Below are 21928 nucleotides of genomic sequence, written 5' to 3' on the forward strand. Positions count from 1 at the left end.
CTGCCCTCCGAAACTATGCCATCGTGTAGGCGCGTTGAAAGAGAACACAACAAGCAATCAGGGAAACGACCCGAATGGCGGCTGTGGTGAATGCCTGCGGCAGGTAAGCGCCGATAATGCGACCAAGCAAGCTGCCGACCAGTGTTGTCGCAATAAAGGCCCAAATTTGCGGCCCGTACGGGATTGACTGAGCCCCAGAAAAACTGTGCAACAGAAAAGCGATGCCGTATGCCACCAGAGCAATGGGCTGGACCAACTTGGCGACATTCTTGCCCGAGCAGCCTTTCGCAATCAAACCGAACACCATCAAAGGGCCAGGGGTCGCCGCCCAAACGGTTGCAAGACCAGACAATCCTGATACAGCGGAAAATCCCGCAGTCCCAATCGCGTTGTGAAAAGGGATCAGGGTCGTAATCAGTCCGATCAGCAGCAGGCAAGCCGTCAGGGCCAGAACAAATGCCTCGCTCAACATGGGATAGACGACCAGACCGGCAAGCACTCCGATAAGGCAACCGAAGACTGCGGTGTAAATTGTCTTGCGTTCGGTCCGAAGAATGTGCCGGTCGGTGGCAGCGGCTGAAACAACGGTGTTCAACAGAAGCAGAACAGGAACAGCCGTCGACGTACCAAGCAAAACCATCATTGGCGGCCCGGCAATGATGCTGAACCCAATGCCGACTCCGACCTGCAGTATGGCGCCAAGGCAGATGGCGAGCATCAAAATGGATAGTTCGACGGACACTTCAACCCCTCATGGCGGCGACCACCTGTTGCAATGGTGGAAGTATCCAGAGTTTCGAGCCAGGTCCATGCCCATATCGCCGGTGCACGACCTAGCCCAATAATCCGAGATGCCCGCCTGCGTCATGGCGACCAAGGCATGATCCCTGAATACGAACTTCGGGTTGCAACGGAATGGGCCATATGTGCTAGCGTTGTCAGGTCGAACACCGGAAGATGCAGCTCTTCCTGAAGTCGTGCCGCGTATGGGGGCAGATCCGTGCATTCCAAAACCAGTGACCGTATTTCGGGCGCTTGGCGTTTGAGACGCCGGGCTGCCTCCAGAACTTCGGCCTCGATCAGATCGGTGTCCATGCGAGTCCGCGAGTTGCCCAAGATTACTTCGGCGAATTCGCTGGTGTGTTCTAACCCTTGTACCGCGACCGGGATATCTGCTGCTCCGACGCCTTCGAAATGCCGCGGGGTCAGGGCCGATGCGTCCGCGGTCAACACACCCACCGGAGCGTTGGCTCCGGTCATGTGGTAGGCCAACGGCACCTGGATCAGACTGGATGCGAAGACAGGTACGGAAACGGCGGCGGCCAGTTCCTTTTGAAACAAGGCCAGAAAACCGCAACTGCCGGTAATGGCCCGTACGCCTTCAGCCTCAAGACGCTGAGCGCCTTTGATAAAAGGCTCCAGGAGTTCCGGCGTGGGATTGTTCAGAAGGGTCGGAACTGTGACGCCGTTGATCATCTCATAAAGCACCGGAAACGGTAGGCTGGACGGGTTCTTGATGTGACCGGGTGGCTTCGGAAAGTAGCTTTCAAGACACAAAACCCCAATCGATGCCCCGCAAATGTTTTGGCCGCCATCGTAAATTGGCATGGTGTTCAGTCCTTTCGATTTGGGTTAAAACCGGGCCAGCAAAAATGGGTCAAGGTTGACGTTCGGGCTGCGCCCGGACACGAGGTCGGCAATGAGCTCGCCGGTTTTCGGGGCCATCATCAAGCCATAGTGAGAGTGCCCGAACGCAGCGTAGAGTCCGTCCTTGCCATCTATTGAGCCGATCGCGGGAAGGCTGTCGGGAAAGGAAGGGCGCCGTCCCATCCAGAACCGCGCCTGGTCTGTATCAAGGTCCGGTATCATGGATTTTGCCTGATCGGTCAGGACCTTTTCCTTGTGTGGATCAATGGAGGCGTCGATATCGGCAAACTCCGCCGTGCCGGCGACCCGCAGACCGCCTTGCATTGAACTTGCGACAACCTTTGCGTCCACATCCATGACGGAGTTGTTCAATTCCGCCGAGGGGGTCGGGAATTCAACGTGATAACCCCGCTCGGCGACAAGCGGCACGGGCAGGCCCAGCGGCTTCAGCAAGTCGGCAGACCAAACACCAGCCGCCAGTACGACGCGCTGGGCGTGCAGTGTTTCCTGCGGGGTAGTAAGCGTCCAGCCACCATCCTCGGCGCGGATCAGCTTGGTGACCTCGGTTCGTATGATCTCAGCACCTTGCATACGTGCTTTGTCTGCCAGAACCGCTCCCATCCGCCCCGGAGAGGTCGCGCGCGCCTGACCTTTGATCACGATTGCTGCCTTGAACGCACCCGTCAGCGCAGGTTCAAGGCGTCGAAGTTCTTCGCCGTCAATACGCTCAAGATCGCCGCCCTTTTCCTGGCGGATCAGGTAATCAAGCCCATTCAGATTGGCTTGTTCTGGGTGGCGGAAAGCATGCACATAATAGCTGTCGGTGATCAGGTCTTCGTGCCCGGTGCCCTGCAGATGTCGGCGGTACAGATCAATGGACGGACGACACAAAATCTCCATCGCGTCCGAGACCTCGCGAACGGTCTTTTCACCGGAGTTGCCTAAGAAGCGCATCCCCCAAGGGATCATCTTTGGCCAGAAGGCAAGCCGAACTGACAGCGCGCTTTTTGGGTCCAGCAACATCTGGGGCAGTCTTTTCCAAATACCCGGAACCGCCTGCGGAATAACCGACCATGGCGACACCACGCCTGCATTGCCAAACGAGGTTTCCTGCCCCGGTTCGCCCCGGTCGATGAGCCGAACCGGGACGCCGCGTTCCTGCAGCGACAGGGCGCAGCAAACGCCGACGATCCCTGCGCCGATGATGGTGACTTGTTCGGTCATCGTGTCACGCCGGAGAATGGCTGCGATTGCGCCCGATCAACTGGGTGACGATGACCGGCGAGGCCACGGCCAGCGCGATCAGATCCGCAGTCAGGCTTGGCGCGACGAAAATGACCCCGGCGATTGCCATCAGAACGCGCGATGCAATGTTCATTGGTTGCAGCCAATAGCCCACCACAGCAGCCGACAGTGCGATCACCCCTGCAATGCAGCTTGCCGCAGTGTAGGTGAACTCCCATAGATTGAACCCGGTTGAAGACACGAAAAGTAGGACCGGAGCATAGACAAACGCCATCGGCGCAATCACCTTGCCCAAGCCAAGCGTAAAGGCGGACAGCCCGGTTCGGAATGGGTTCGAGTTGGCGATTGCCGCCGCCGCATAGGCGGATGTACAGACCGGGGGCGTGATCTCGGACACGACTCCGTAATAGAGAACGAACAGGTGGCTTGCGATCGGCGGAACACCCAGCTGTGCCAGCGCGGGCTGGGCGACGGAAACCAGCATAATGTACAGCGCAGTCGTTGGGATGCCCGCGCCCATCAAGATGCAGACAACAGCAATGAAGACCAGCGAGATGAACAGCTGCAGGTCTTCCATCGCAAACAGCTGGAAGCCGCCGAACGAGATCAGGTTGTAGAGGTCGGATGCCAGATTACCCGCACCTTGCGTGACCATAAAGCCGATGCGGAAGCCGATGCCGGTCGTGTTGATCACGCCCACTACGATGCCAACCGCAGCGGCCGCAGCACCCACGGCCAGCGAGTATTTCACGCCCAGCTCGACCGCCTGCAGCATCTCAGGTACTTCGATCCGTTTTTGTGGGTTAAGCGTCGCGATCACGGACAGAGCACACAGGATCGCCGTCATCGTAAGGTCAAACCCGCCGTCTGAAAATTTCCATAGCACAAAGGCCAGGAACGCCGCCGCGTAGATCAGTGTCGGAGGTTGTTTCAGGCGCGACATGCCGGCGATCACCGCCAGCGAGATACCGCAGAAGGCAGACATAAAGGGCGTGTAGCCAGTGAACAGCACGACCAGGAGGCCAATCAGGGGCACGATATTGGCCCAGCCTTCGGCCCAGACGGCCTTGAGCTGCGGCAGCTGCTCTTTGGCCAGGCCTTTCAGGTTCAGCTTGCGGGCCATCAGGTGCACCACGGCAAAGACGCCGACATAGTGCAGGATGGCCGGGAAGATCGCGGCAATCACGATGGTGGTGTAGGGAACCTCGAGGAACTCGGCCATGATGAAGGCAGCGGCCCCCATGATCGGCGGCGTGATTTGTCCACCCGCCGAAGACGCGGCCTCGACGCCGCCTGCAAAATGGCCGGGGTATCCAAGGCGCTTCATGTTGGGAATTGTCAGCGCGCCGGTCGAAACGGTGTTGGCCACCGAAGATCCCGAAATCGTGCCGAAGAAGGCCGAGGATACCACCGACACTTTTGCCGGACCGCCGGTATAGCGACCCGCCAAAATCGTAGCGTTATCAATGAAAAGCTGCCCCAATCCCGTGCGCTGCGCGATCACGCCGAACAACACGAAATGGAACACGATGGTGGAAACAACCCAAAGAGTGACGCCGTAAATGCCCTCCTGCGGGAAATACATCGACGATACGAAGGTTTTGAAGTTCACGCCGGGATGCCGCAGCAGTCCGGGGAAGTACGGCCCCAGCAGCGCGTATGAGATAAAGACACAGATGATCAGCGGCAGCACCCAGCCCAACGTACGGCGCGCGATATCCAGCACTAGCAGGATGATGATCACGCCCAAAATCACGTCGTACAAGTTGGGGTTACCCATGCGGAACGTCTGTTCCTCGATCCCCAGCAACGGAATGCCGCGCCAGGCGACGCCCACATACAGCGCCGCGACGATCCCCAGCGCCATGAAGACCAGATCGTAAAGAGGGATGTTGCCGATGCGGAATCGGCTGACCTTGAGTGCATAGAGGCTTTTGGCCCCGATAATCGGGATTGTCGCGTAGACCAGAATGAACAGCAGGGCCAGATAGATGCCCATGTGCCAGTGATCGGCCGGCAGACCAAAGCCGGCCGTGAAGAATTCATAGAATGCAAAGATCAGGGCAACGACACGCAGAACTTTACCGGTTGTCGGCGTAACGTGCCGGACGGCGGCTCCTTCGTCGAATTGTTCTTCGATGGCTGCCAGTTCTTCGGCTGTCAGCTCGTGGTCATCAAGTTTCTGTGTCTCGGACATGATGGCCCCCCTGATTACGCGTATTTCGAGAACCCGGTGCCCCATAGGGGACACCGGACGTTTAAGTTTCTTGATGCTGAATTACTGAAGAAGCCCGGCTTCTTTGTAGAACTTCTCAGCACCCGGATGCAGCGGAACACCCAGCGCCTCGACACCGTCCAGCGCCGTTTCGGCTGTGATCTGCCTGCCCTTGGCATGGCCGTTGTCCAGCAGCTTGCGGGTGTTGTCGTTCCACAAGGCTTTGGTCAGCTCATAGACCAGATCGTCCGACAGATCCGAGGACACAACCAGCATTGCGCTGACAGCAGGAGTCTTGGTCTCGGCATCGATACCTTCATAGACACCGCCCGGAATGGCCGAGGGGATATAGGCCGGGATGATCTCGTTGATCTTCGCCAGATCCTCGTCCGAGAAGGAATGCAGGTTCATGCCCTTAGTCGAGGACAGCTGAACCATCGCGGCAACCGGCCAGCCTGCAGCATAGAAGTAAGCGTCCAACTGACCGTCGGCCAGACGCTCGGCGCTCTGGCTGTTGTTCAGTTCGGCTTCGTCCATGTTGTCACGGTTGACGCCCCAGGCATCCAGCATCTGCAGAACGGCAACCTGCGTGCCCGAACCGGCCTGAGCAATGCCGACGCGCTTGCCTTCCAGATCACTCAGGTCGTTGATGGTCTGACCAGCGGGCAGAACCAGATGCAGGTCTTCGGGGAACAGATTGGCCACGATGCGCAGCTTGGGGTGGGGTTTGCCATCGAACTTGCCCTCACCCAGATACATCGAGCGGGTGACGTCTGCCGCGGCCAGACCGGCCTCCAACTCGCCATTTTGCACGGCAGCGTTGTTGAACACCGACGCAGTAGTGGACTGCGCAATCGCGATCAGACCCGGAACGCCGCACTGTCCGCCCTCTTCACATGGACGCGACCCCGGAGGGGCGGAGATACCGTTTGCGATAGTGCCGCCAATGGGGAAATAGGTTCCGCCAGCACCGCCGGTGCCGATGCGGAAAAACGTCGGGTCCTGGGCCAGCGCAGGCGCGGCCAGCGCGCCTGCCAAAGCCAATCCGGTCAAGCATTTCATAAATTTCATTCTCATCTCCCTTTTTAGATCGTCGGATTCGGTTTTCCCAAACTTCGATCCCGCAAGCGTAGAGGCAAATTTCATAAATACAAATTTGTTATATTTCACTAAACTAAAGTTTGGTTTATGTGCGGGGGATGAATCTCACACAGCTCACCGTGTTTCGCGAGGTGATGGAAACCGGATCCATCTCTCAAACTGCGAAAAAACTGAACCGTACGCAGCCGGCGATCAGCCTGGCGCTGAAGAACCTTGAAAAGTCCTTGGGTCTGACGTTGTTCGAACGCAAGGGCCGTCGTCTGGTTCCGGTGCCGGAAGCGCACTACCTTCTTGCGGAAACAACAGGTATCCTGGACCGTCTTTCAACGATTTCGGGCACGATGGAAGGTTTGATCAAAGGTCGATCCGGCAGTTTGAATATCGCCACCATGCCCGGTCCATCAGCTTTCTTGTTCCCCCGGTTCATCAGCCAGTCAGTGGGCGAGAACCCCGATATCCGAATTACGCTCTCTACACGCAGTTCGCCCCAGATCATGGAGCTTGCAGGGACACAGAATATCGATTTTGGCTTTGCAGATTTTGAACACTCGGTCGGAAGGGAGCGACAATATTCGACCGAGATCATTCGGGCGGACTGTTTTTGCGCAGTTGATCGCGCGCATCCTCTCGCATCTCGAGAGAGCATAACGATTTCAGATCTGGACGGGATTCCAATGGGGGGATTGCACGCCACTCATCCATTCCAGCGCAAGGTCCGATTAGAGTTTCAGGAAGAGTCTGCAAACTACAACCCGACCGTGACCTGCCAGTATTTTCTGCCGCTGGTACCCTTTGTAAGTTCAGGTCAGTGCTGCACGATTGTTGATCCATTGACGGTCGCGACCGAACGGGAACTCAATCTGTCTCAAGGGCAGGTTACCTTCGTGCCTTTCCAAAGCCCGCTCAGATACGAATATGCGATCCTGCAGCCCGACCACCGTCCGCCGTCTCAACTGGCTCTGAAGATCAAAGCAGGTTGGAAATCCGAAGTCTTGCAGATGCTAAAGGAAGTGAAGGCCAACCCACACGCAGTGCAGATTGATGAGGCGGACGACAAGCAGAGTTGAAGATTTTGATACTGTGATCCGAACAAAGGCTGCAATGGGGCGGTCGCGGCCTGTGTATGAAGGTTGAAATGCGTGTCAGGTCTGTTCATCGATTTGAGTGAGGTTGCTAAGAAGTGCCTGAACCAATGCAGCTTTGCGGCGGTTTTCGTGAGGGGGCGCGGCGTGTTTGGGTAAAATAGCGACAAAAGCATAAGGCAGGGGCAAGCCGGGCCATTCCGACTGAGGATAGGGCTCCGACCCGGATTGCGCAGAGATCACCATCTTGGGAACCAGAGCGACACCAGCACCCTGAGACGCAAGCGCAAAAGCGACAGCCGCACCGCCGACCCGCAAGCCTTTGCGAACATCCGGTGTTCTTGCAGTCCCCGCAGCCCGAAACCACGCTGACCAGGTCGGATACGAGGCATATTGCTCGCCCCAATCCGTGTGGATCAGCAGATTATCGGGTGCCTTGGTCAGATCTTCTTTGACAAGGTTCTGTTTTTGGAACTGCTCGGTGAAGTAGGGAAAAACGGAGTCGGTGAAGAGAGGCACTGATATGTGCTGCGGGTATAGGTGGCCTTCAGAAGTCACCCTGATATCGGTCTGAGTGCGCAAAAGATCCACCGGATCACTTTCGATGCGCAATTCCAGTCCAATGTCCGGATGGATTGATCGAAACCTCGATACCGCCGGCGCGACCCATTTTTCTGCCAAAGACTGGATTGTGCTGATTACGATTCGGGATCGCGCTTCGTTTTCAAGTAACTGGTCGGTGGCGACTGAAATACTCATTAAAGCATCAGAAATTGTCGGGTAGTAGTACCGCCCGGCATCGGTCAAATGTAGGCTGTTATTAGTGCGGCGAAACAGCGTTTTTCCCAAAAAATCCTCGGCCTTTTTAACTTGCATGCTGACTGCAGCGGGCGAAACGCCCAGTTCGGACGCGGCTGCGGTGAAGCCGCCCAGGCGAACGCTGGCTTCGAATGCCTTAAGTGAATTCAGCGGTGGAAGTCGCATTGCAGGGCATCCTTGCTGCATCAGATTTTCTTGGTCAAGATTCACATTTTTCGATCTGGAACGCCAGCACGCCTCCCCTAAGGATTGGAGAAAAGCAAAGGAAGCGTTCATGCCAAAGATCGAGATTGAATACCTGGGCCAGCCCGAAATCGATCAGGTGGCGCTTGGCAATGACGATATTCTGGATGCGATCGAGCAGGGGCTGATTGCTGCGGGCCAGGGTAAAACGGTTATTGAACCGCGTATGCACCTGACACCGGATCCTGCATTCAACGGTCATTTCAACGTGCTGCGCGGGTATGTTGAGCCGCTGGGTTATGCAGGGGTGAAAATCGTGGGCGATTATGTCGATAACTACAAGAGTGGTCTGCCGTCGGAGCTGGCGCTGCTGAATCTCTTCTGCCCCAGAACTGGTGCCCCGCGTGCTGTGATTGATGCGGCGGGAATTACCGATATGCGGACCGGTGCACTCACTGCGCTTGGCGCCAAATGGCTGGGGCCGCGAAATCCGCGAATTTTGGGGCATGTGGGCGCGCGCGGCACGTCCTACTGGAATGTCAGACTGTTGGATCACCTGTTCGATTTCGAAGAAATCCGGGTGCATTCGCGGCGTCCCGAAAGCCGGGATGCGTTTGGTGAAAGACTGAGCCGTGATCTGGGCAAAAAGGTGATCGTTACCGATGACTGGGAAAGTTGCCTGAAAGACGCGGACATCCTGGTCGAGGCAACGCGCCTGAAACGGCCAACGCCGATTTTTGACCGATCCTGGGTCAAGAAGGGCGCGTTTGTCGTGCCCTATGGCACCATGAGTGCCCTACCGCTGAATTTCACCGAAGGGTTCGATAAATTTGTCATGGATGATCTGGGGCAGATGCGAGCGGGCCATCTTGGTGCTCTGCGGCCGCATATAGATGCGGGCCTGGTCAGTGAAGACACGTTTTATGCGGAAATCGGCGAAATAGCGGCCGGATTGAAGCCGGGCCGCGAGGCGGATGACGAAACCATCCTGTTCTGGCACCGCGGAATGTCGACCGGAGATATCGCGTTGGGTGCGCGGATTTTGGAGCGGGCCCGCGAGCTTGGTATCGCCCAAAACCTGCTGTACCGGAACGTCTGATATGGAGACGCTCCGGCTTGACGGCAAATCGCTGACAGTTGCAGCGCTCAGTAGGGCCGCCAAGCAATCTCGGCAGATTGGGCTCGATCCTGCCGGGCTGGTGGCCATGGATCGATCACATGCGCTGGTTACACGGGCAATTCAGGATCAAATCCCGGTTTATGGCGTTACCACAGGTTTGGGTGCCCGGGCGACCGAGGTGCTGTCCGCAGAAGACTTGTCTGAGTTTTCAGTGCATACCCTGCGCGGACGCGCGCAAGCGATTGGTCCAGAGACCGCGCCAGAAGTGGTGCGGGCAGGGCTGGTCGTACGTTTGAACTCTATGCTCAAAGGGCACAGCGCCGCCCGACCCGAGGTGGCGCAGCACATAGCGTCCTGCCTGAACGCTGGCCTGACACCTGTCGTCGGCGATATCGGCTCGATCGGCGCGGCGGATCTTGTTTTGAATGCAACCGTCGGTCTGGCGTTGATCGGCGAAGGTCAAATGCGCGACGCGAGAGGGGCGATTGGGCCAAGCGACGAGGTCATGCGCGCCCATGGGATCGCACCGCTTTCGCTTGCGCCGCGTGACGGGCTAGCACTGATCAATCACGCTGGTGCCGTCAGCGGGGCAGCCGCGCTTGCAGTGACTGAAGCAGTCTGCGCATTCGAGGCGGCGCAATCTGCCGTGGCGCTGTCGATGGAAGGGTTTCGTGCGAACACCGGACCGTTGGAGTCGAGGGTGTTGCAGATCAAGCCCTATCCCGGTCAATTGAAGGCAGCCGAAGGACTGCGCAAGCGTTTGGCCGGAGGGCTGCTGTTTGATCCGGGGCAGGCCCGGCGCCTGCAGGACCCGCTGTCGTTCCGAAACGTGGCTCAGATCCACGGCACGGCGAGCGCGGCCCTGGATCGCGCGATTGAGTGTCTGAACCTCGAAATCAATAGTTCCAGCGACAATCCGATAGCATTGGTTGAACGTGATGAGATGATATCGTGCGGCGCCTACTTTACGTCCGAGATTACCAGCGCCGTCGAAACGCTCACGCGATCCATCGTGCCGCTGGCTATGGCACAGGTAGCGCGTATCGCGAAATTGCTGAACCCTGAATTCAGCGGGTTGCCGTGTTTTCTGGCTCAGCAGGACAGCGCCTCCAACGGGTTTGCGCCGGTGATGAAAGTGGCCGAGGCATTGGTGGCGGAAATTGCGCACGCAGCCCAACCAGTGTCGATCTGGCCCAGCTTGAACGCCAACGGAGTCGAGGATTGCTTTACCGGATCACCAACTGCCGTCAAAGCTCTGAGTGCGGTTGTCGGGCATTTGCGGCAGTTAACGGCAATTGAGCTTTTGGTAGCGTGCCAAGCGGTAGAGCTGCGTGGATTCCGTCGCTCCTTAGGTGAAGTTTTGAACAGACTCTGTGAAGATATTCGCGCGATTTCATCAACGCTTATCGAAGATCGCCCATTGGGTAGAGATATTGAAGCATTGGCTGCGGGTATCGCTCAAAACCGATTTGTCGGGATCGCCGACTAGCGTGGGATGCCTCGATGTCAATTCGGTTTCTTCGTTTTCCTCCCGTGTATCGGGCGGTAATTTCTGCAACTTCGGGACGTTGCCGCCCTATTTGGTTGAACCGTCCTTTTTGAGAGAGCGCGCCATGTCACTTAAAGCTCGGTATACGTTGCCTGCTTGGGGATGCCAGCGCGCAACATCGCGGCCCTGCGAGGCAACAACCTCTTCGTCTCCCCGCGCCGCCGGACCCGTAAGGGCGTCTTGCGGTCCCAGAGAAGTTATGTTCTCGACGGTGCTTTCCAAGAGTTTTGCGTTAAGTTGTGGAATGACATCATCGGCGACGCCTGCGTCTGCCCATGCTTCACATGCTATTGCCTGCAATACGACGGCAAAGTTATTCGAAATCACCGCCGCCGCGTGATAGAGGCTCTTTCCTTCGGAGCGGATCGAAAAACATTCCGCCCCCAAATTTACCATCAACGGTTGCAGAAATTCTAGAGCTTCAGGATCTCCTTCAAGGCCGCACAACGCGCCCCGGAACTGGTCTTTTGCCTTTTCGGGATCTGCGAAGGACAAAACTGGATGGACACTTGCCAAACGCCAATTCAAATCGCGCAGAGGTGCCATCTCGTCTGCTGGGAAAAACCCGCTGCAGTGAAAGGCAATTGGCGGCTGCGCAGTTGTGTCTGTTCTCGGAAGTGCGCTCGCAAGATCAGCAGCAACAGCTGATATCTGCGTGTCCGGAACCGCGATGATCCAAAGATCAGCGGGTCTCAGATCAGAGATGTTGTCCACGGCGCGACCTGCTCCGGTTCGCCGGACCGCTTTCTGCGCAGAGATGAGGCTTGCGCTGAGTACGTCCTGTATCTGGCAATTCGACAGTTCATTAAACAGTGTCAGGAGTGTTTGCCCGACCCGACCTGCACCGATCAGGTTTAGTTTGATCTGGTTCATTTTCGCATGGCCCCAAACGTGAACGCTTGACGGGTAGTGTGCCAGCCGACCGAGCCTCTTGCAAAGGTCGTGTCGCAAAACTGTTTTAAAGAACTGAACGCCAGCGAATAGGCCAAAGATTCACAACTTCTGCCAGAGGCCGTTAGTCATCAATCCTTGTCAGTTTCCCCGGTTTCGGGCTTCCAGCCGTTCCAGATTTACAACCGTTGAAAGCATCAAGCGATCGTGGCTCCAGTCTTGCGTTTGGCGGACGGATGCTGAGCCAATGGCAAGAACCGTGGCCAATGAGAGTGTCAGACCGAGAAACGCGACAGGTAGAGGTGAAGTCGACGCCGGTGCCTCGGTCAGCGCAATCACACGTTGACGCAATGCGTGCTTTGCTTTGGTCCCATTCACGAGAGACACGTGAAGTACACGCGGGTTGCTCAGAGCAACAGAACGCGTGCAGTAGTCCAACAGGCAAGTGGTATATTCTTTTGCGTTTATGCCTTTGCGGGAAACAACCGATTGATCACATGCCATTTCGCGGAGCCGGTCAAACTGATGCTTCATAGCCAGATAGGCCGGGTTCCAGAACAGCACCGGGCGCAGGAGTTCAAAGCCCAGCTCCCATTCTACATCCAGCGAACGAATGTGCTGGAACTCATGCGCCAAGGCAAACCGTAACTCTCGTGGCGTGTTCAGCAAGTGGCTGGGCAGCACGACATGGCGGCGGCGCAAACCGCGCACTGCGAAAGGGACGGTTACGCGGTCCGACAGGCGAATGTCGACTTTCGATGACTGGCGCCATAGGAAACTGGAATTCACAGCTTTTCGGATTGCCCAGGCGTCGCGCGCCACTCGAATGGCCAGTATTGCCGACACAAGGGTAAGTAAAACAAAAACGCTGGTCACAAAGAAACTGTTGCCTGACAGGATGTTATCGAGCCATCTCTGTCGTGTGTTCAGCAAAGATTCGAATTGTGCGGCAGGCATGGCGATGTCGCCGCGTAGGTAGGCCGCTACGGCAATGTCACCCAATGCCATTGCACGTCCTGGCCAAACCAGACTGGCAATTGCCGAGACACCCAGTGCAAGAACCGGGCTCAGCAAAACACAGAGACACAGAGTCTTGAGCGACCGAAGTTGGGCTACAAAGCTATATCGCATCGATGTGCGATCCAGCACGGCGCGAGCCGCCAGCCAGATCAACGCTGATAATCCAAGAACCACATTGAACTCGAGAAATGCGTCGAGAACCGGTTTAACCGCCGTCATTTTGCAGTCTCCTCTCTACCAGTGCCCGAATTTCCTCAAGATCGGATTCACTCAGCCCTGCATCATCGACAAGACGCGCGACCAGCGTCGCGGGGGTGTCGTCAAACAGGGTGCGAGACAGGTTTTGGAGCGACCGCGCCTGATACCTGTCCTTTTCCAGCAGCGGCCTGTAGATCAGTGTCTTGCCGTCCTTACGACTTTCGACGAAACCTTTCTCGTCAAGAATTCGCAGGATCGTCGCGCCTGATGTGTAAGCCAGATTGCGTTCCGATGGCAGGCGATCAAGTACATCCCGCACCGACCCTTGTCCGATCGCCCAGAGCTCGTTCATGAACTCCAGTTCAACTTCGGTCATCAAATTTGTCGTTTTTTTCTTACGCATCGGGTACTGTGTCGCCATTTTTAGTATGCCCGCCAGACAAGCATCCTTTTGTCGTTTCGCAAAGCCTAAACTTTCCAGAAAACAAAAACGCCCCACCCGATTGACAGGAACAGAGGTGTCCAGACCGGTTGGCCGACTAAACCAAGCCAGGCCAGGAAGATATAGGCCGAGCCCAACAGCGTGATGAACAAGCGATCACCCAACGTGGTGGTCAAGCCCAGCACGCCGCGCCGTTCGATACCGTCGCGATACTTGAACCCTTCCAGCACACCGATCAGGGCAATCGCCGAAAAGATGCCCACGAACAGAGCCAGCGTGGCCGGGGTCCAGGCCATCCAGAAATCGGGCCACAGCGGATCGGTCCAGGAAAAGCCCTTTTCTTCTTGCTGGCCAACATTACCCCACCCGGCCTGTTGGGCCACGGCCATGGAGGGAAGTAAAAAGAGGGAGAGAAGAAGTTTACGCATATCGAACCTCAAACACGACCCATCGCGAAACCGCGCGCGATGTAGTTGCGGACAAACCAGATGACGATGGCTCCGGGGATGATGGTCAGGGTGCCTGCAGCGGCCAGCAGGCCCAGCTCATAACCTGCGCTTGAGGCGGTTCGGGTCATCACGGCCGCGATGGGCTTGGCTTCGACCGCAGTCAGCGTCTTCGCCAGCAGCATTTCCACCCATGAGAACATGAAGCAGAAGAAGGCCGCAACGCCCACGCCCGCTTTGATGTTCGGCAGGAAGATGGTCACGAAAAACCGTGGGAACGAGTAGCCATCCACATAAGCGGTCTCATCCAGTTCCTTTGGGATTCCCCGCATGAAACCCTCCAAGATCCACACGGCCAGTGGCACATTGAACAGCGTGTGCGCCAGTGCAACGGCCAGATACGTATCGAACAGGCCGATTGAGGAATATAGCTGGAAGAAAGGCAATGCGAACACCGCAGCCGGGGCCATACGGTTGGTCAGCAGCCAGAAGAACAACTGCTTGTCGCCAAGGAACCGATAACGCGAGAACGCATACGCGGCGGGTAAGGCGACGCAGACGGACAGCACCGTGTTGATCGTCACGTAAGCGATCGAGTTGATATAACCCCAGTACCACGTCGGATCGGTGAATATGGTGACATAGTTCTCGAGCGTGAAGGTCTGCGGGAACAGGGAAAAGCCCGACAGGATCTCGTTCGTTGTCTTGAAGGACATCGCCACCAGCCAATAGATTGGCAGCATCAGGAACGCGATATAAAGGATCGGGATAAGGGACCGCTTCTTCATTGCGCGTCATCCTTTGTCATCAGAGTGTAGAAGACCCAACTGACCAGCAGCGTGATGGCGAAATAGATCAGGCTCATCGCCGCAGCCGGACCAAGGTCGAATTGTCCCAGCGCGATCTTCACAAGGTCGATCGACAGCAGGGTGGTTGAGTTGCCGGGGCCACCGCCGGTCAGAACGAAGGGCTCGGTATAGATGTTGAAACTGTCCATGAAGCGCAGAAGCACGGCGATTGTCAGGACCGTCTTCATCTTGGGCAACTGGATATAGCGGAACACCGACCATGGGCTGGCACCGTCGATCTTGGCTGCCTGATAATAGGCGTCAGGGATCGAAACGAGGCCCGCATAGCACAGCAGCACGACCAGCGATGTCCAATGCCAGACATCCATGACGATGACGGTGATCCACGCCGACAGGGGCTGTTGCGTCATGTCATAGTTGATGCCCAGCACGTCATTCAGGAAGTAACCCAAGAGGCCGATCTTGGGCAGGGTGAAGATGTTCCACATCGAACCAACCACGTTCCACGGGATCAGCATCGGCAGGGCCATCAGCACCAGACAAACGGGCACCCAAAAGCCTTTCCGGGGCATGGACAAAGCCACGATAATGCCCAGTGGAACCTCGATGATCAGGATCAGGAAGGTAAACAGGAATTGCCGCCCCAGCGCTGCTTGGAACCGGTCGGAACGCAAGATCTGTTCAAACCAGCCCAGACCCTCCCAGAAGAACTGGTTGTTGCCGAAAGTTTCCTGCACCGAGTAGTTGACTACCGTCATCATCGGCACCAGCGCGTTGAACGCGACCAGCGCCAGCACGGGCAAGACAAAGAACCATGCTTTTTGGTTTTCCGTTCTCATTGCGCCCGCTCCTCGGTAGCGATCCAGCCGTCGCGGTAGACGCGGGATTGTTCAGGTTTGAATTGCAGGAAGACCTGTGATCCGGGCTCGGGCACGCTGTGTTCGGTCACAGCCTTTAGCGCCGTGTTGCCGACCATCGCGCTGACCACGAAGTGGCGGCCAATGTCGGACACTTTGGTCACATGCGCCGGAATGCCGGTGTCGCCAAAGCCTACATATTCAGGGCGGATGCCCAGATCGGTGCGACCTCCGTCACCATGGGTCGGGCCTTCGAGCATCACTTCGTGACCTTCAAAGACGGCGCGGTCACCTTTCGCCTCACAGGGCAGGACGTTCATGCCGGGCGAACCGATAAAGTGACCGACAAACGTGTGCTGAGGGCGCTCGAACAATTCAACCGGCGTACCGATTTGGACCACCTCACCTTCTTGCATCACCACGACCTCGTCCGCAAAGGTCAGTGCCTCGGTCTGGTCGTGGGTCACGTAGATCATCGTGGCCTGCACACGCTGGTGCAGTTCTTTTAGCTTGGAGCGCAGCTTCCATTTCAAGTGCGGGTCGATCACGGTCAGCGGCTCGTCAAACATCACCGCGTTGACGTCGTCGCGGACCAGACCGCGACCCATCGAGATCTTCTGCTTGTTGTCCGGACTAAGACCCGAGGCGCGTGTGCCCAGCATATCCGTAACGTCCAGCATCTCGGCGATCTCATCCACGCGACGCTTGATCGCCGCTGGGTCAACACCCCGGTTTTTCAGCGGGAATGCAAGGTTTTCGCCCACGGTCATCGTGTCGTAGATCACCGGGAACTGGAAGACCTGCGCGATGTTGCGCTGGTCGGGGGGCAGGGCGGTCACGTCGCGGTCATCGAAAAGGATCTGTCCTTCGGACGGTGTCAAAAGGCCCGAGATAATGTTCAGCAAGGTGGACTTTCCGCAACCGGACGGGCCCAGCAGCGCATAGGCTCCACCATCGCGCCAGGTCACGTCGATTTCCTTCAGCGCATAGTCTTCCGGGCCTTTCGGCGTGGGCATATAGCTGTGCTTAAGGTTTGAAAGCTTGATCTGTGCCATGTCAGGCTACCCTTTTGCCGTCTTGGCCGAAATACCGGCAGTGGGCCGGGTTCATGTAGAAGCTGTGATCTTCGCCAACCTGATAGGGGTGCACACCTGTGGCGAGCGACACCCACGCGTCATCTCCATGTTGGAAATGCGCGCTGGAATCCGAACCCGACAGCTCGGTTACGATCACACGACCCGTGAGTTCCACATCATCATCGGAAGAGCGGAACGGAGTTACCCGATGGGGTCGTACGGCGACCATGTAGTCTCCGTCGGCAATGTCGGTGACAGCCCAGCCGCCTCCACCAGCCAATTGCGCCTGAGCGCCAGAAACGGTGATGCGGGCCACGTTGATTGGCGGGTCCGAGAAGACGCGCGCGGCCGCGATGTTCTCTGGGTTTCGGTAAATGTCAGCGGTTGGTCCGAACTGTGTGACGTTGCCGTCTTCCATCAAAGCCGTGTTACCACCCAGCAGCAGGGCTTCTTCCGGCTCCGAGGTGGCATAAACCACGACCGCGCCACGGCCTGCGAAGAGATCCGGCAACTGCTCACGCAGTTCCTCGCGCAATTTGTAATCAAGATTGGCCAGCGGTTCATCGAGGAAAACGGCGCGGCTTTCCTTCGCTATGGCGCGGGCCAGTGCCGTACGTTGTTGTTGTCCACCCGACAGTTCGTGCGGTCGGCGGAGAAGCATCGGGCGTAGTTGCAGTAGGTCGGCAGCCTCTTCGACGCGTCCTTCGATCTCAGACTTCTTCATACCAGCGACGCGCAGCGGCGAAGCAATGTTGTCGAAAACAGTCATGTGGGGGTAGTTCACGAAGAACTGGTGCACGAGGCTGATTTTTCGTTTTTGCGTATTCAGCCGTGTCACATCCTGTCCATCCATCAGAACCTTGCCCGAGGCGATCGGGTCCAACCCGGCCATCATCTTGATCAGAGAGGTCTTACCCGAGCCTGTCGCGCCCAGAAGCACGTTGAAGTGGCCGGTTTGAAGCGTCAGGTTCGTGGGTTTGATATGGATGACGTTTCCGACCCTTTTGGTCGCGTCTTGTAGTTCGATCATGTCCGTGGGTTCCGATCCCGCAGCGCATGGCACTGCCTTGGTCTTGAGGTGGGGATGCCTGGCACGGCATCCCCGGGTTCAATGGCTTACTGGGCCTGCCAGCGCTGAACCAGTTCGTCATAGTTGACGGTCTGGCCTTGCGGCTTTTCGTTCTCCAGCTTGGCTTTGGGCGAGCCCGCTTTTTCCAGCCAGAAGGCAGGGTCCTGCGGTTCGTTCAGGCGCGGGCCACAGCCACCGTAGACATTGGCAGCCTCATCCGCGGCCTGCATCCGGGCCATGGTGATGTCCATCTCTTCGGCCAGGCGGTCCATCGCCTCTTGCGGAGTAAACGCGCCCGAGTTCACGTCACCGATCTGCTGCCACCAGATCTGGGCCAGCTTCGGATAATCCGGAACGTTGATGCCGGTTGGCGACCATGCCACACGGTCAGGCGAGCGGTAGAACTCGACCAGACCACCCAGCTTGGGTGCGCGTTCGGTGAACGACTCGTGGTTGACTGAGCTGTCACGGGCAAAGGTCAGACCCACGTGGGACTTCTTCACGTCGACCGTTTTGGACGTCACGAACTGGGCATAGAGCCATGCCGCCTGAGCCCGATCAGAGGGGGTCGATTTCAGGAAGGTCCAGGAACCCACGTCCTGATAGCCAACCTTCTGGCCTTCTTCCCAGTAGGGGCCGTGCGGGCTGGGCGCCATCCGCCACAGCGGCGTGCCTTCGTCATCCACGGTGTTGTTGCCTTCGGACTTCGGCTTCACCATGTCGGCGGTGAAGGCGGTGTACCAGAAGATCTGTTGCGCCACGTTGCCCTGGCTGAGCGCCGGCAGCGACTGATAGAAGTCATAGGACGCAGCACCCGGAGGCGCATAGGCCCGCAGCCACTCATCCCATTTGCGGATCGCATAGACCGCAGCCGGACCGTTCGCCGCACCACCGCGCGACACCGAAGCGCCAACCGGATTACAGGTGCCCGCTTCCATGCGGATGCCCCATTCGTCGACCGGAACACCGTTCGGCTCGCCCTTGTCGCCTGCACCAGCCATTGATAGCCAGGCGTCGGTCATGCGCCAGCCAAGGTCAGGCGCGCGCTTGCCATAGTCCATGTGGCCGTAGATCGCCACGCCGTCGACTTCTTTCACATCATTGGTGAAGAATTCGGCGATGTCCTCATAGGCCGACCAGTTGACCGGAACGCCCAGATCATAACCGTATTTCTCTTTGAATGCGGCTTTGTTGGCCTCGTCATCAAACCAGTCCTTGCGGAACCAATAAAGGTTCGCGAACTGCTGATCGGGCAACTGATAGAGATTGCCATCAGGTCCGGTGGTGAACTGAATGCCCATAAAGTCATCCAGATCCAGCGTCGGCGAAGTCGTTGCCGACCAGTCACCGCCCATTTGCTCGGTCAGGTTATAGGCCAGCTGAAGACGCGAATGGGTGCCGATCAGGTCACTGTCGTTGACATAGCCATCATACAGGTTCCGGCCGGTCTGCATCTGGGTCTGCACAGCCTGTACAACCTCGCCTTCGCCAAGGATTTGGTGGTTGACCTTGATGCCGGTGATTTCCTCGAACGCCTTGGCCAGAACCTCGGATTCATAGGAATGCGTGGGGATGCTTTCCGACAGAACGTTCAGTTCCATTCCGGCATAGGGTTCAGCAGCTTTGATGAACCACTGCATTTCCGCCATCTGTTCGTCTTTTGACAAGCTGGATGGTTGGAACTCGTCATCGATCCAACGTTGTGCTGCGGCTTCGTCGGCCCAAACGGGACCGTGCCCCGCAATGACGGCAGCCGCCGCCACTGCGGAAAGTAGATGTCTCCGCATCTGTCTCCTCCCAAAATTTTTGCATAACCGGGTGTAACCGGATGGCGCTCAGCATCAGCGATTTCTTGCGCAGCTGTCAAACTAAATTTTTAGTAAATGGGTGAATCCTGTGCAATCGATTGAAAATAATTGTTTTCTGCATGCAGTACGGGAGAGGATTTCGCGTTGTTGTAGCGCGGCGGCAGCTTTTCGACAATTTAGCACGATTTCCCGGATAACTTGACGAGCCTCTTGGTGAACTTGCCACCAAGCACACCCTCGCGGCTCTTGCAACACCGGTTCGGTTCAGCATTTTCGCCAGCACCAAAAGACACGCCACAAGGATGACGACACTGTTGCCAAACCCCGACAGGCTTTCGCCGATTGTCGACGTGCCGCTAAGTGCAAGCGCAAGAACAACCATCAAGGCGACAAAGTCATGGCGAGCCCGATTGCTTTCCATCAAAACACTGGCGGCAACAACCAGAGCAAAGACAAAATCGGTCTAATTCGTTGTTTCAAAACACTCTTGAAACAAACGACTAGCCTCACATCCGCGCAAAACTCAGGCGACCGCGTCATGCATGTCGACACCTGCTTCACGCAGAAGATCAAATTTCACGGCCGTCGCGCTGACCTGTCGATAGAACGCAATCAACTGCCTCGTCGGTCCCTGAAGACGGGTCAAGCCAACTGTCGCAGCAACGACGGTGCCGACATCGGTATTGCCCTCAAGAACCTGCCATCCGCCTACGACAAGGACCCCCACAGTTCCGATCCCGTTAATCGCACTCAGAACGAACTTCGACGATAATTTCCAAACGAATATTCGAGACCGGGTTACGTAGATTTGGTCAAAGCCGGGCGTGATTTCCGCAGCCGACCGATCCGCATCAACGAGCATGTTTGTGGCATTGCGCAATGTATGAACCCGATCCGAGACCAGGGCGTTCACGCGGGTCTGAACGATTAGGACAATAAAGATCTGAGGCACGATCATGCCGATTGCGATCAACCCCAGAGATGGTTGATTGGCAGCAATGTACCCCACGACCACGACAAGAGTTCCGGCCTGAACAAGTGGTTCGGACAGGGCGCTTCCTGTGAATTTCCCGACTTGTTCGGCTTCAGCCGACACCATTGTCGCCTTGGTCCCATAGGCAATTCTCTCAGAGTCTTCAGGGCTTTCGCGCGACAGAACGCAGATGCGTTTGCGTAGCTTGCGGGTCATGTCCTCGCCCAGAACGCTTGCAAGATACCCTAGTACCCATTTCAGTGCGAGGCTCAGAAGTATGACACCACACATTGCCGCACCAAGCGCCAAAAGCTGGCCGGGGTCTATGTCTTTTTCGGTCAGCCCGTTCACAATATTCTTTTGATAATTCAGGGGAAAAGCGGCCAGCGCGGCAATTGAAAGCGACAGCAATATGTTCACCATTTGGTGGCGTCCGGTTGTTTTCCAGATCGCGTTGTAGAATTCAATCACGTCACTTTCCCCCAAAATACTTGCGCCACAATTGCTGAACGATGCGGGCCCCGTTGCCTTGGCACTGTAACACTCAATCCAATTCAGATAGAAAAATGTCTCTCCTCAGGCCCCGCATTGTTGGGTTTGGGGTTGGATACGTTAACTTGGTTTCGCGATCATGGCGGCAAGACTCCGGGACCATCGGTCGCCACAGGAGAACGTCGCGGAAAGCGCGGTATGATCACGCGCTTCGCTGGTTGCTTTGCCCGGAATTTGCGGTGGCTAGGCAGCTGGCTTCGTAAACTGCGTGAACAGGCGGAATTCAACACTGGACAGGTCCATTTGAATGGTAATTTCACTGATTTTGACAGGGTTGGCAGTAAAACTTGCGGCTGAGAACCCGAAGAGGCCTAGGTTACGTTAAAGTCTTGATATATACTTGGAATTGAGTTGCCACACCTATTTTTCAAGGGAATAAAGTATGTCCAAAGATGCCGTCCTGCCAGCCATGGAAGTCATGCAGCGCCACGTTGAGGCTTTGAACGCGCGAGACCCGAAAGCCATCGCCGAAACACTTCATTTCCCCCATTATCGTCTGGCTGGAGAGACGGTAAAAATCTGGGAGACGCCGGACAGCTATCTCAGCGATTTTCACGCTCGGGCAGGGGAGGATTGGGGGCACACAGAATGGGGTCATCTGAATGTGCTGCAGTCTGACGAAAACAAAGTTCATCTGGATGTTATGGTGGATCGGTTCGACAAGGCAGGCCAGCCGCTGGTCTCGTTCCGGTCGCTTTGGGTGGTCACCCGGATCAACGGCGTCTGGGCGGCACAGATGCGGTCGTCCTTTGCGCAGGATCCGCGCTGACCTGCAATCACATTTTCTTCTGCCGTTTGCCGGACTATAGTAGATTTGTCTTCTCTG

At 56.8% G+C, this 21928-nt stretch carries 21 protein-coding genes; 4 read left to right on the forward strand and 17 right to left on the reverse strand.

Annotated elements, in window-relative coordinates:
- Window positions 1-13: 13 nt before the first annotated feature.
- The 5 genes from MHN28_RS17205 to MHN28_RS17225 all read right to left on the reverse strand — a co-directional run bounded on the left by MHN28_RS17205 (window position 14) and on the right by MHN28_RS17225 (window position 6178).
- On the reverse strand, window positions 14-742 hold the full coding sequence (locus MHN28_RS17205) for a TSUP family transporter (protein ID WP_239343808.1): 729 nt from the start codon (window positions 740-742) through the stop codon (window positions 14-16).
- Between the two features lie 122 nt (window positions 743-864).
- The gene (locus MHN28_RS17210) at window positions 865-1608 is read right to left on the reverse strand and encodes an aspartate/glutamate racemase family protein (RefSeq protein ID WP_239343809.1); all 744 of its coding nucleotides are present in this window, start codon (window positions 1606-1608) and stop codon (window positions 865-867) included.
- Window positions 1609-1632: 24 nt separating this feature from the next.
- Window positions 1633-2871 (reverse strand): FAD-binding oxidoreductase, encoded by a 1239-nt coding sequence (locus tag MHN28_RS17215; RefSeq protein ID WP_239343810.1) that lies wholly within the window; start codon window positions 2869-2871, stop codon window positions 1633-1635.
- Between the two features lie 4 nt (window positions 2872-2875).
- Window positions 2876-5089 carry a TRAP transporter fused permease subunit gene (locus MHN28_RS17220; protein WP_239343811.1) on the reverse strand — a complete coding sequence of 738 codons (2214 nt, stop codon included), beginning with the start codon at window positions 5087-5089 and terminating at the stop codon, window positions 2876-2878.
- An 81-nt stretch (window positions 5090-5170) separates the two neighbouring features.
- On the reverse strand, window positions 5171-6178 hold the full coding sequence (locus MHN28_RS17225; RefSeq protein WP_370645739.1) for a TAXI family TRAP transporter solute-binding subunit: 1008 nt from the start codon (window positions 6176-6178) through the stop codon (window positions 5171-5173).
- Window positions 6179-6306: 128 nt separating this feature from the next.
- On the opposite strand from MHN28_RS17225, the gene MHN28_RS17230 reads away from it, so the two are divergent.
- The gene (locus tag MHN28_RS17230) at window positions 6307-7275 is read left to right on the forward strand and encodes a LysR family transcriptional regulator (protein ID WP_239343812.1); all 969 of its coding nucleotides are present in this window, start codon (window positions 6307-6309) and stop codon (window positions 7273-7275) included.
- A gap of 75 nt (window positions 7276-7350) precedes the next feature.
- Here the strand turns inward: MHN28_RS17230 and MHN28_RS17235 are convergent, their stop codons facing one another.
- On the reverse strand, window positions 7351-8385 hold the full coding sequence (locus MHN28_RS17235) for a LysR family transcriptional regulator (RefSeq protein WP_239343813.1): 1035 nt from the start codon (window positions 8383-8385) through the stop codon (window positions 7351-7353).
- Between MHN28_RS17235 and MHN28_RS17240 the strand changes: the two genes are divergently transcribed.
- Both MHN28_RS17240 and MHN28_RS17245 read left to right on the forward strand, forming a co-directional pair.
- Entirely contained in the window at window positions 8384-9391 is a 1008-nt protein-coding gene (locus MHN28_RS17240) for an ornithine cyclodeaminase family protein (protein ID WP_239343814.1), read from the forward strand. The genes MHN28_RS17235 and MHN28_RS17240 overlap by 2 nt on opposite strands.
- A gap of 1 nt (window position 9392) precedes the next feature.
- Window positions 9393-10901 carry an aromatic amino acid ammonia-lyase gene (locus MHN28_RS17245; RefSeq protein WP_239343815.1) on the forward strand — a complete coding sequence of 503 codons (1509 nt, stop codon included), beginning with the start codon at window positions 9393-9395 and terminating at the stop codon, window positions 10899-10901.
- Between the two features lie 87 nt (window positions 10902-10988).
- Here the strand turns inward: MHN28_RS17245 and MHN28_RS24870 are convergent, their stop codons facing one another.
- The 11 genes from MHN28_RS24870 to MHN28_RS17295 form a co-directional block, all read right to left on the reverse strand.
- Complete coding sequence (locus tag MHN28_RS24870) at window positions 10989-11834, reverse strand: Rossmann-like and DUF2520 domain-containing protein (RefSeq protein ID WP_255733319.1); 846 nt, start codon at window positions 11832-11834, stop codon at window positions 10989-10991.
- Between the two features lie 159 nt (window positions 11835-11993).
- Window positions 11994-13091, reverse strand: coding sequence for a M56 family metallopeptidase (locus MHN28_RS17255; RefSeq protein ID WP_239343817.1), 1098 nt, complete (start codon window positions 13089-13091; stop codon window positions 11994-11996).
- Window positions 13078-13473: a BlaI/MecI/CopY family transcriptional regulator gene (locus MHN28_RS17260; RefSeq protein WP_239343818.1), complete on the reverse strand. Its 396-nt coding sequence runs from the start codon at window positions 13471-13473 to the stop codon at window positions 13078-13080. The genes MHN28_RS17255 and MHN28_RS17260 overlap by 14 nt, the downstream gene beginning before the upstream one ends.
- Window positions 13474-13538: 65 nt before the next feature.
- Complete coding sequence (locus tag MHN28_RS17265) at window positions 13539-13940, reverse strand: DUF2160 domain-containing protein (protein ID WP_239343819.1); 402 nt, start codon at window positions 13938-13940, stop codon at window positions 13539-13541.
- An 8-nt stretch (window positions 13941-13948) separates the two neighbouring features.
- Window positions 13949-14746, reverse strand: a complete 798-nt coding sequence (locus tag MHN28_RS17270) for a carbohydrate ABC transporter permease (RefSeq protein WP_170415418.1) — start codon at window positions 14744-14746, stop codon at window positions 13949-13951.
- Entirely contained in the window at window positions 14743-15606 is an 864-nt protein-coding gene (locus tag MHN28_RS17275; protein WP_239343820.1) for a carbohydrate ABC transporter permease, read from the reverse strand. The genes MHN28_RS17270 and MHN28_RS17275 overlap by 4 nt, the downstream gene beginning before the upstream one ends.
- A complete protein-coding gene (locus MHN28_RS17280; RefSeq protein WP_239343821.1) occupies window positions 15603-16679 on the reverse strand; it encodes an ABC transporter ATP-binding protein in 1077 nt (358 codons plus the stop codon). Before MHN28_RS17280 ends, MHN28_RS17275 begins: the two co-directional genes overlap by 4 nt.
- A gap of 1 nt (window position 16680) precedes the next feature.
- Window positions 16681-17730, reverse strand: coding sequence for an ABC transporter ATP-binding protein (locus tag MHN28_RS17285; RefSeq protein WP_239343822.1), 1050 nt, complete (start codon window positions 17728-17730; stop codon window positions 16681-16683).
- Window positions 17731-17816: 86 nt separating this feature from the next.
- A complete protein-coding gene (locus MHN28_RS17290; protein WP_239343823.1) occupies window positions 17817-19556 on the reverse strand; it encodes an ABC transporter substrate-binding protein in 1740 nt (579 codons plus the stop codon).
- Window positions 19557-19632: 76 nt separating this feature from the next.
- Window positions 19633-19998, reverse strand: a complete 366-nt coding sequence (locus MHN28_RS25080) for an SLC13 family permease (RefSeq protein WP_370645740.1) — start codon at window positions 19996-19998, stop codon at window positions 19633-19635.
- A 102-nt stretch (window positions 19999-20100) separates the two neighbouring features.
- Complete coding sequence (locus MHN28_RS17295; RefSeq protein ID WP_239343824.1) at window positions 20101-21021, reverse strand: ABC transporter transmembrane domain-containing protein; 921 nt, start codon at window positions 21019-21021, stop codon at window positions 20101-20103.
- A 463-nt stretch (window positions 21022-21484) separates the two neighbouring features.
- On the opposite strand from MHN28_RS17295, the gene MHN28_RS17300 reads away from it, so the two are divergent.
- Window positions 21485-21871 carry a hypothetical protein gene (locus tag MHN28_RS17300; protein WP_239343825.1) on the forward strand — a complete coding sequence of 129 codons (387 nt, stop codon included), beginning with the start codon at window positions 21485-21487 and terminating at the stop codon, window positions 21869-21871.
- Window positions 21872-21928: the final 57 nt, after the last annotated feature.

The sequence above is a fragment of the Ruegeria sp. Ofav3-42 genome (assembly GCF_022347725.1).
Taxonomy (GTDB): Bacteria; Pseudomonadota; Alphaproteobacteria; order Rhodobacterales; family Rhodobacteraceae; genus Ruegeria.

Coding starts and splice junctions, on each gene's coding strand:
- MHN28_RS17210 (WP_239343809.1), bottom strand. CDS start 1,608: ATGCCAATTTACGATGGCGGCCAAAACATTTGCGGGGCATCGATTGGG.
- MHN28_RS17215 (WP_239343810.1), bottom strand. CDS start 2,871: ATGACCGAACAAGTCACCATCATCGGCGCAGGGATCGTCGGCGTTTGC.
- MHN28_RS17220 (WP_239343811.1), bottom strand. CDS start 5,089: ATGTCCGAGACACAGAAACTTGATGACCACGAGCTGACAGCCGAAGAA.
- MHN28_RS17225 (WP_370645739.1), bottom strand. CDS start 6,178: ATGAAATTTATGAAATGCTTGACCGGATTGGCTTTGGCAGGCGCGCTG.
- MHN28_RS17230 (WP_239343812.1), top strand. CDS start 6,307: ATGAATCTCACACAGCTCACCGTGTTTCGCGAGGTGATGGAAACCGGA.
- MHN28_RS17240 (WP_239343814.1), top strand. CDS start 8,384: ATGCCAAAGATCGAGATTGAATACCTGGGCCAGCCCGAAATCGATCAG.
- MHN28_RS17235 (WP_239343813.1), bottom strand. CDS start 8,385: ATGAACGCTTCCTTTGCTTTTCTCCAATCCTTAGGGGAGGCGTGCTGG.
- MHN28_RS17245 (WP_239343815.1), top strand. CDS start 9,393: ATGGAGACGCTCCGGCTTGACGGCAAATCGCTGACAGTTGCAGCGCTC.
- MHN28_RS24870 (WP_255733319.1), bottom strand. CDS start 11,834: ATGAACCAGATCAAACTAAACCTGATCGGTGCAGGTCGGGTCGGGCAA.
- MHN28_RS17255 (WP_239343817.1), bottom strand. CDS start 13,091: ATGACGGCGGTTAAACCGGTTCTCGACGCATTTCTCGAGTTCAATGTG.
- MHN28_RS17260 (WP_239343818.1), bottom strand. CDS start 13,473: ATGCGTAAGAAAAAAACGACAAATTTGATGACCGAAGTTGAACTGGAG.
- MHN28_RS17265 (WP_239343819.1), bottom strand. CDS start 13,940: ATGCGTAAACTTCTTCTCTCCCTCTTTTTACTTCCCTCCATGGCCGTG.
- MHN28_RS17270 (WP_170415418.1), bottom strand. CDS start 14,746: ATGAAGAAGCGGTCCCTTATCCCGATCCTTTATATCGCGTTCCTGATG.
- MHN28_RS17275 (WP_239343820.1), bottom strand. CDS start 15,606: ATGAGAACGGAAAACCAAAAAGCATGGTTCTTTGTCTTGCCCGTGCTG.
- MHN28_RS17280 (WP_239343821.1), bottom strand. CDS start 16,679: ATGGCACAGATCAAGCTTTCAAACCTTAAGCACAGCTATATGCCCACG.
- MHN28_RS17285 (WP_239343822.1), bottom strand. CDS start 17,730: ATGATCGAACTACAAGACGCGACCAAAAGGGTCGGAAACGTCATCCAT.
- MHN28_RS17290 (WP_239343823.1), bottom strand. CDS start 19,556: ATGCGGAGACATCTACTTTCCGCAGTGGCGGCGGCTGCCGTCATTGCG.
- MHN28_RS25080 (WP_370645740.1), bottom strand. CDS start 19,998: ATGGAAAGCAATCGGGCTCGCCATGACTTTGTCGCCTTGATGGTTGTT.
- MHN28_RS17300 (WP_239343825.1), top strand. CDS start 21,485: ATGTCCAAAGATGCCGTCCTGCCAGCCATGGAAGTCATGCAGCGCCAC.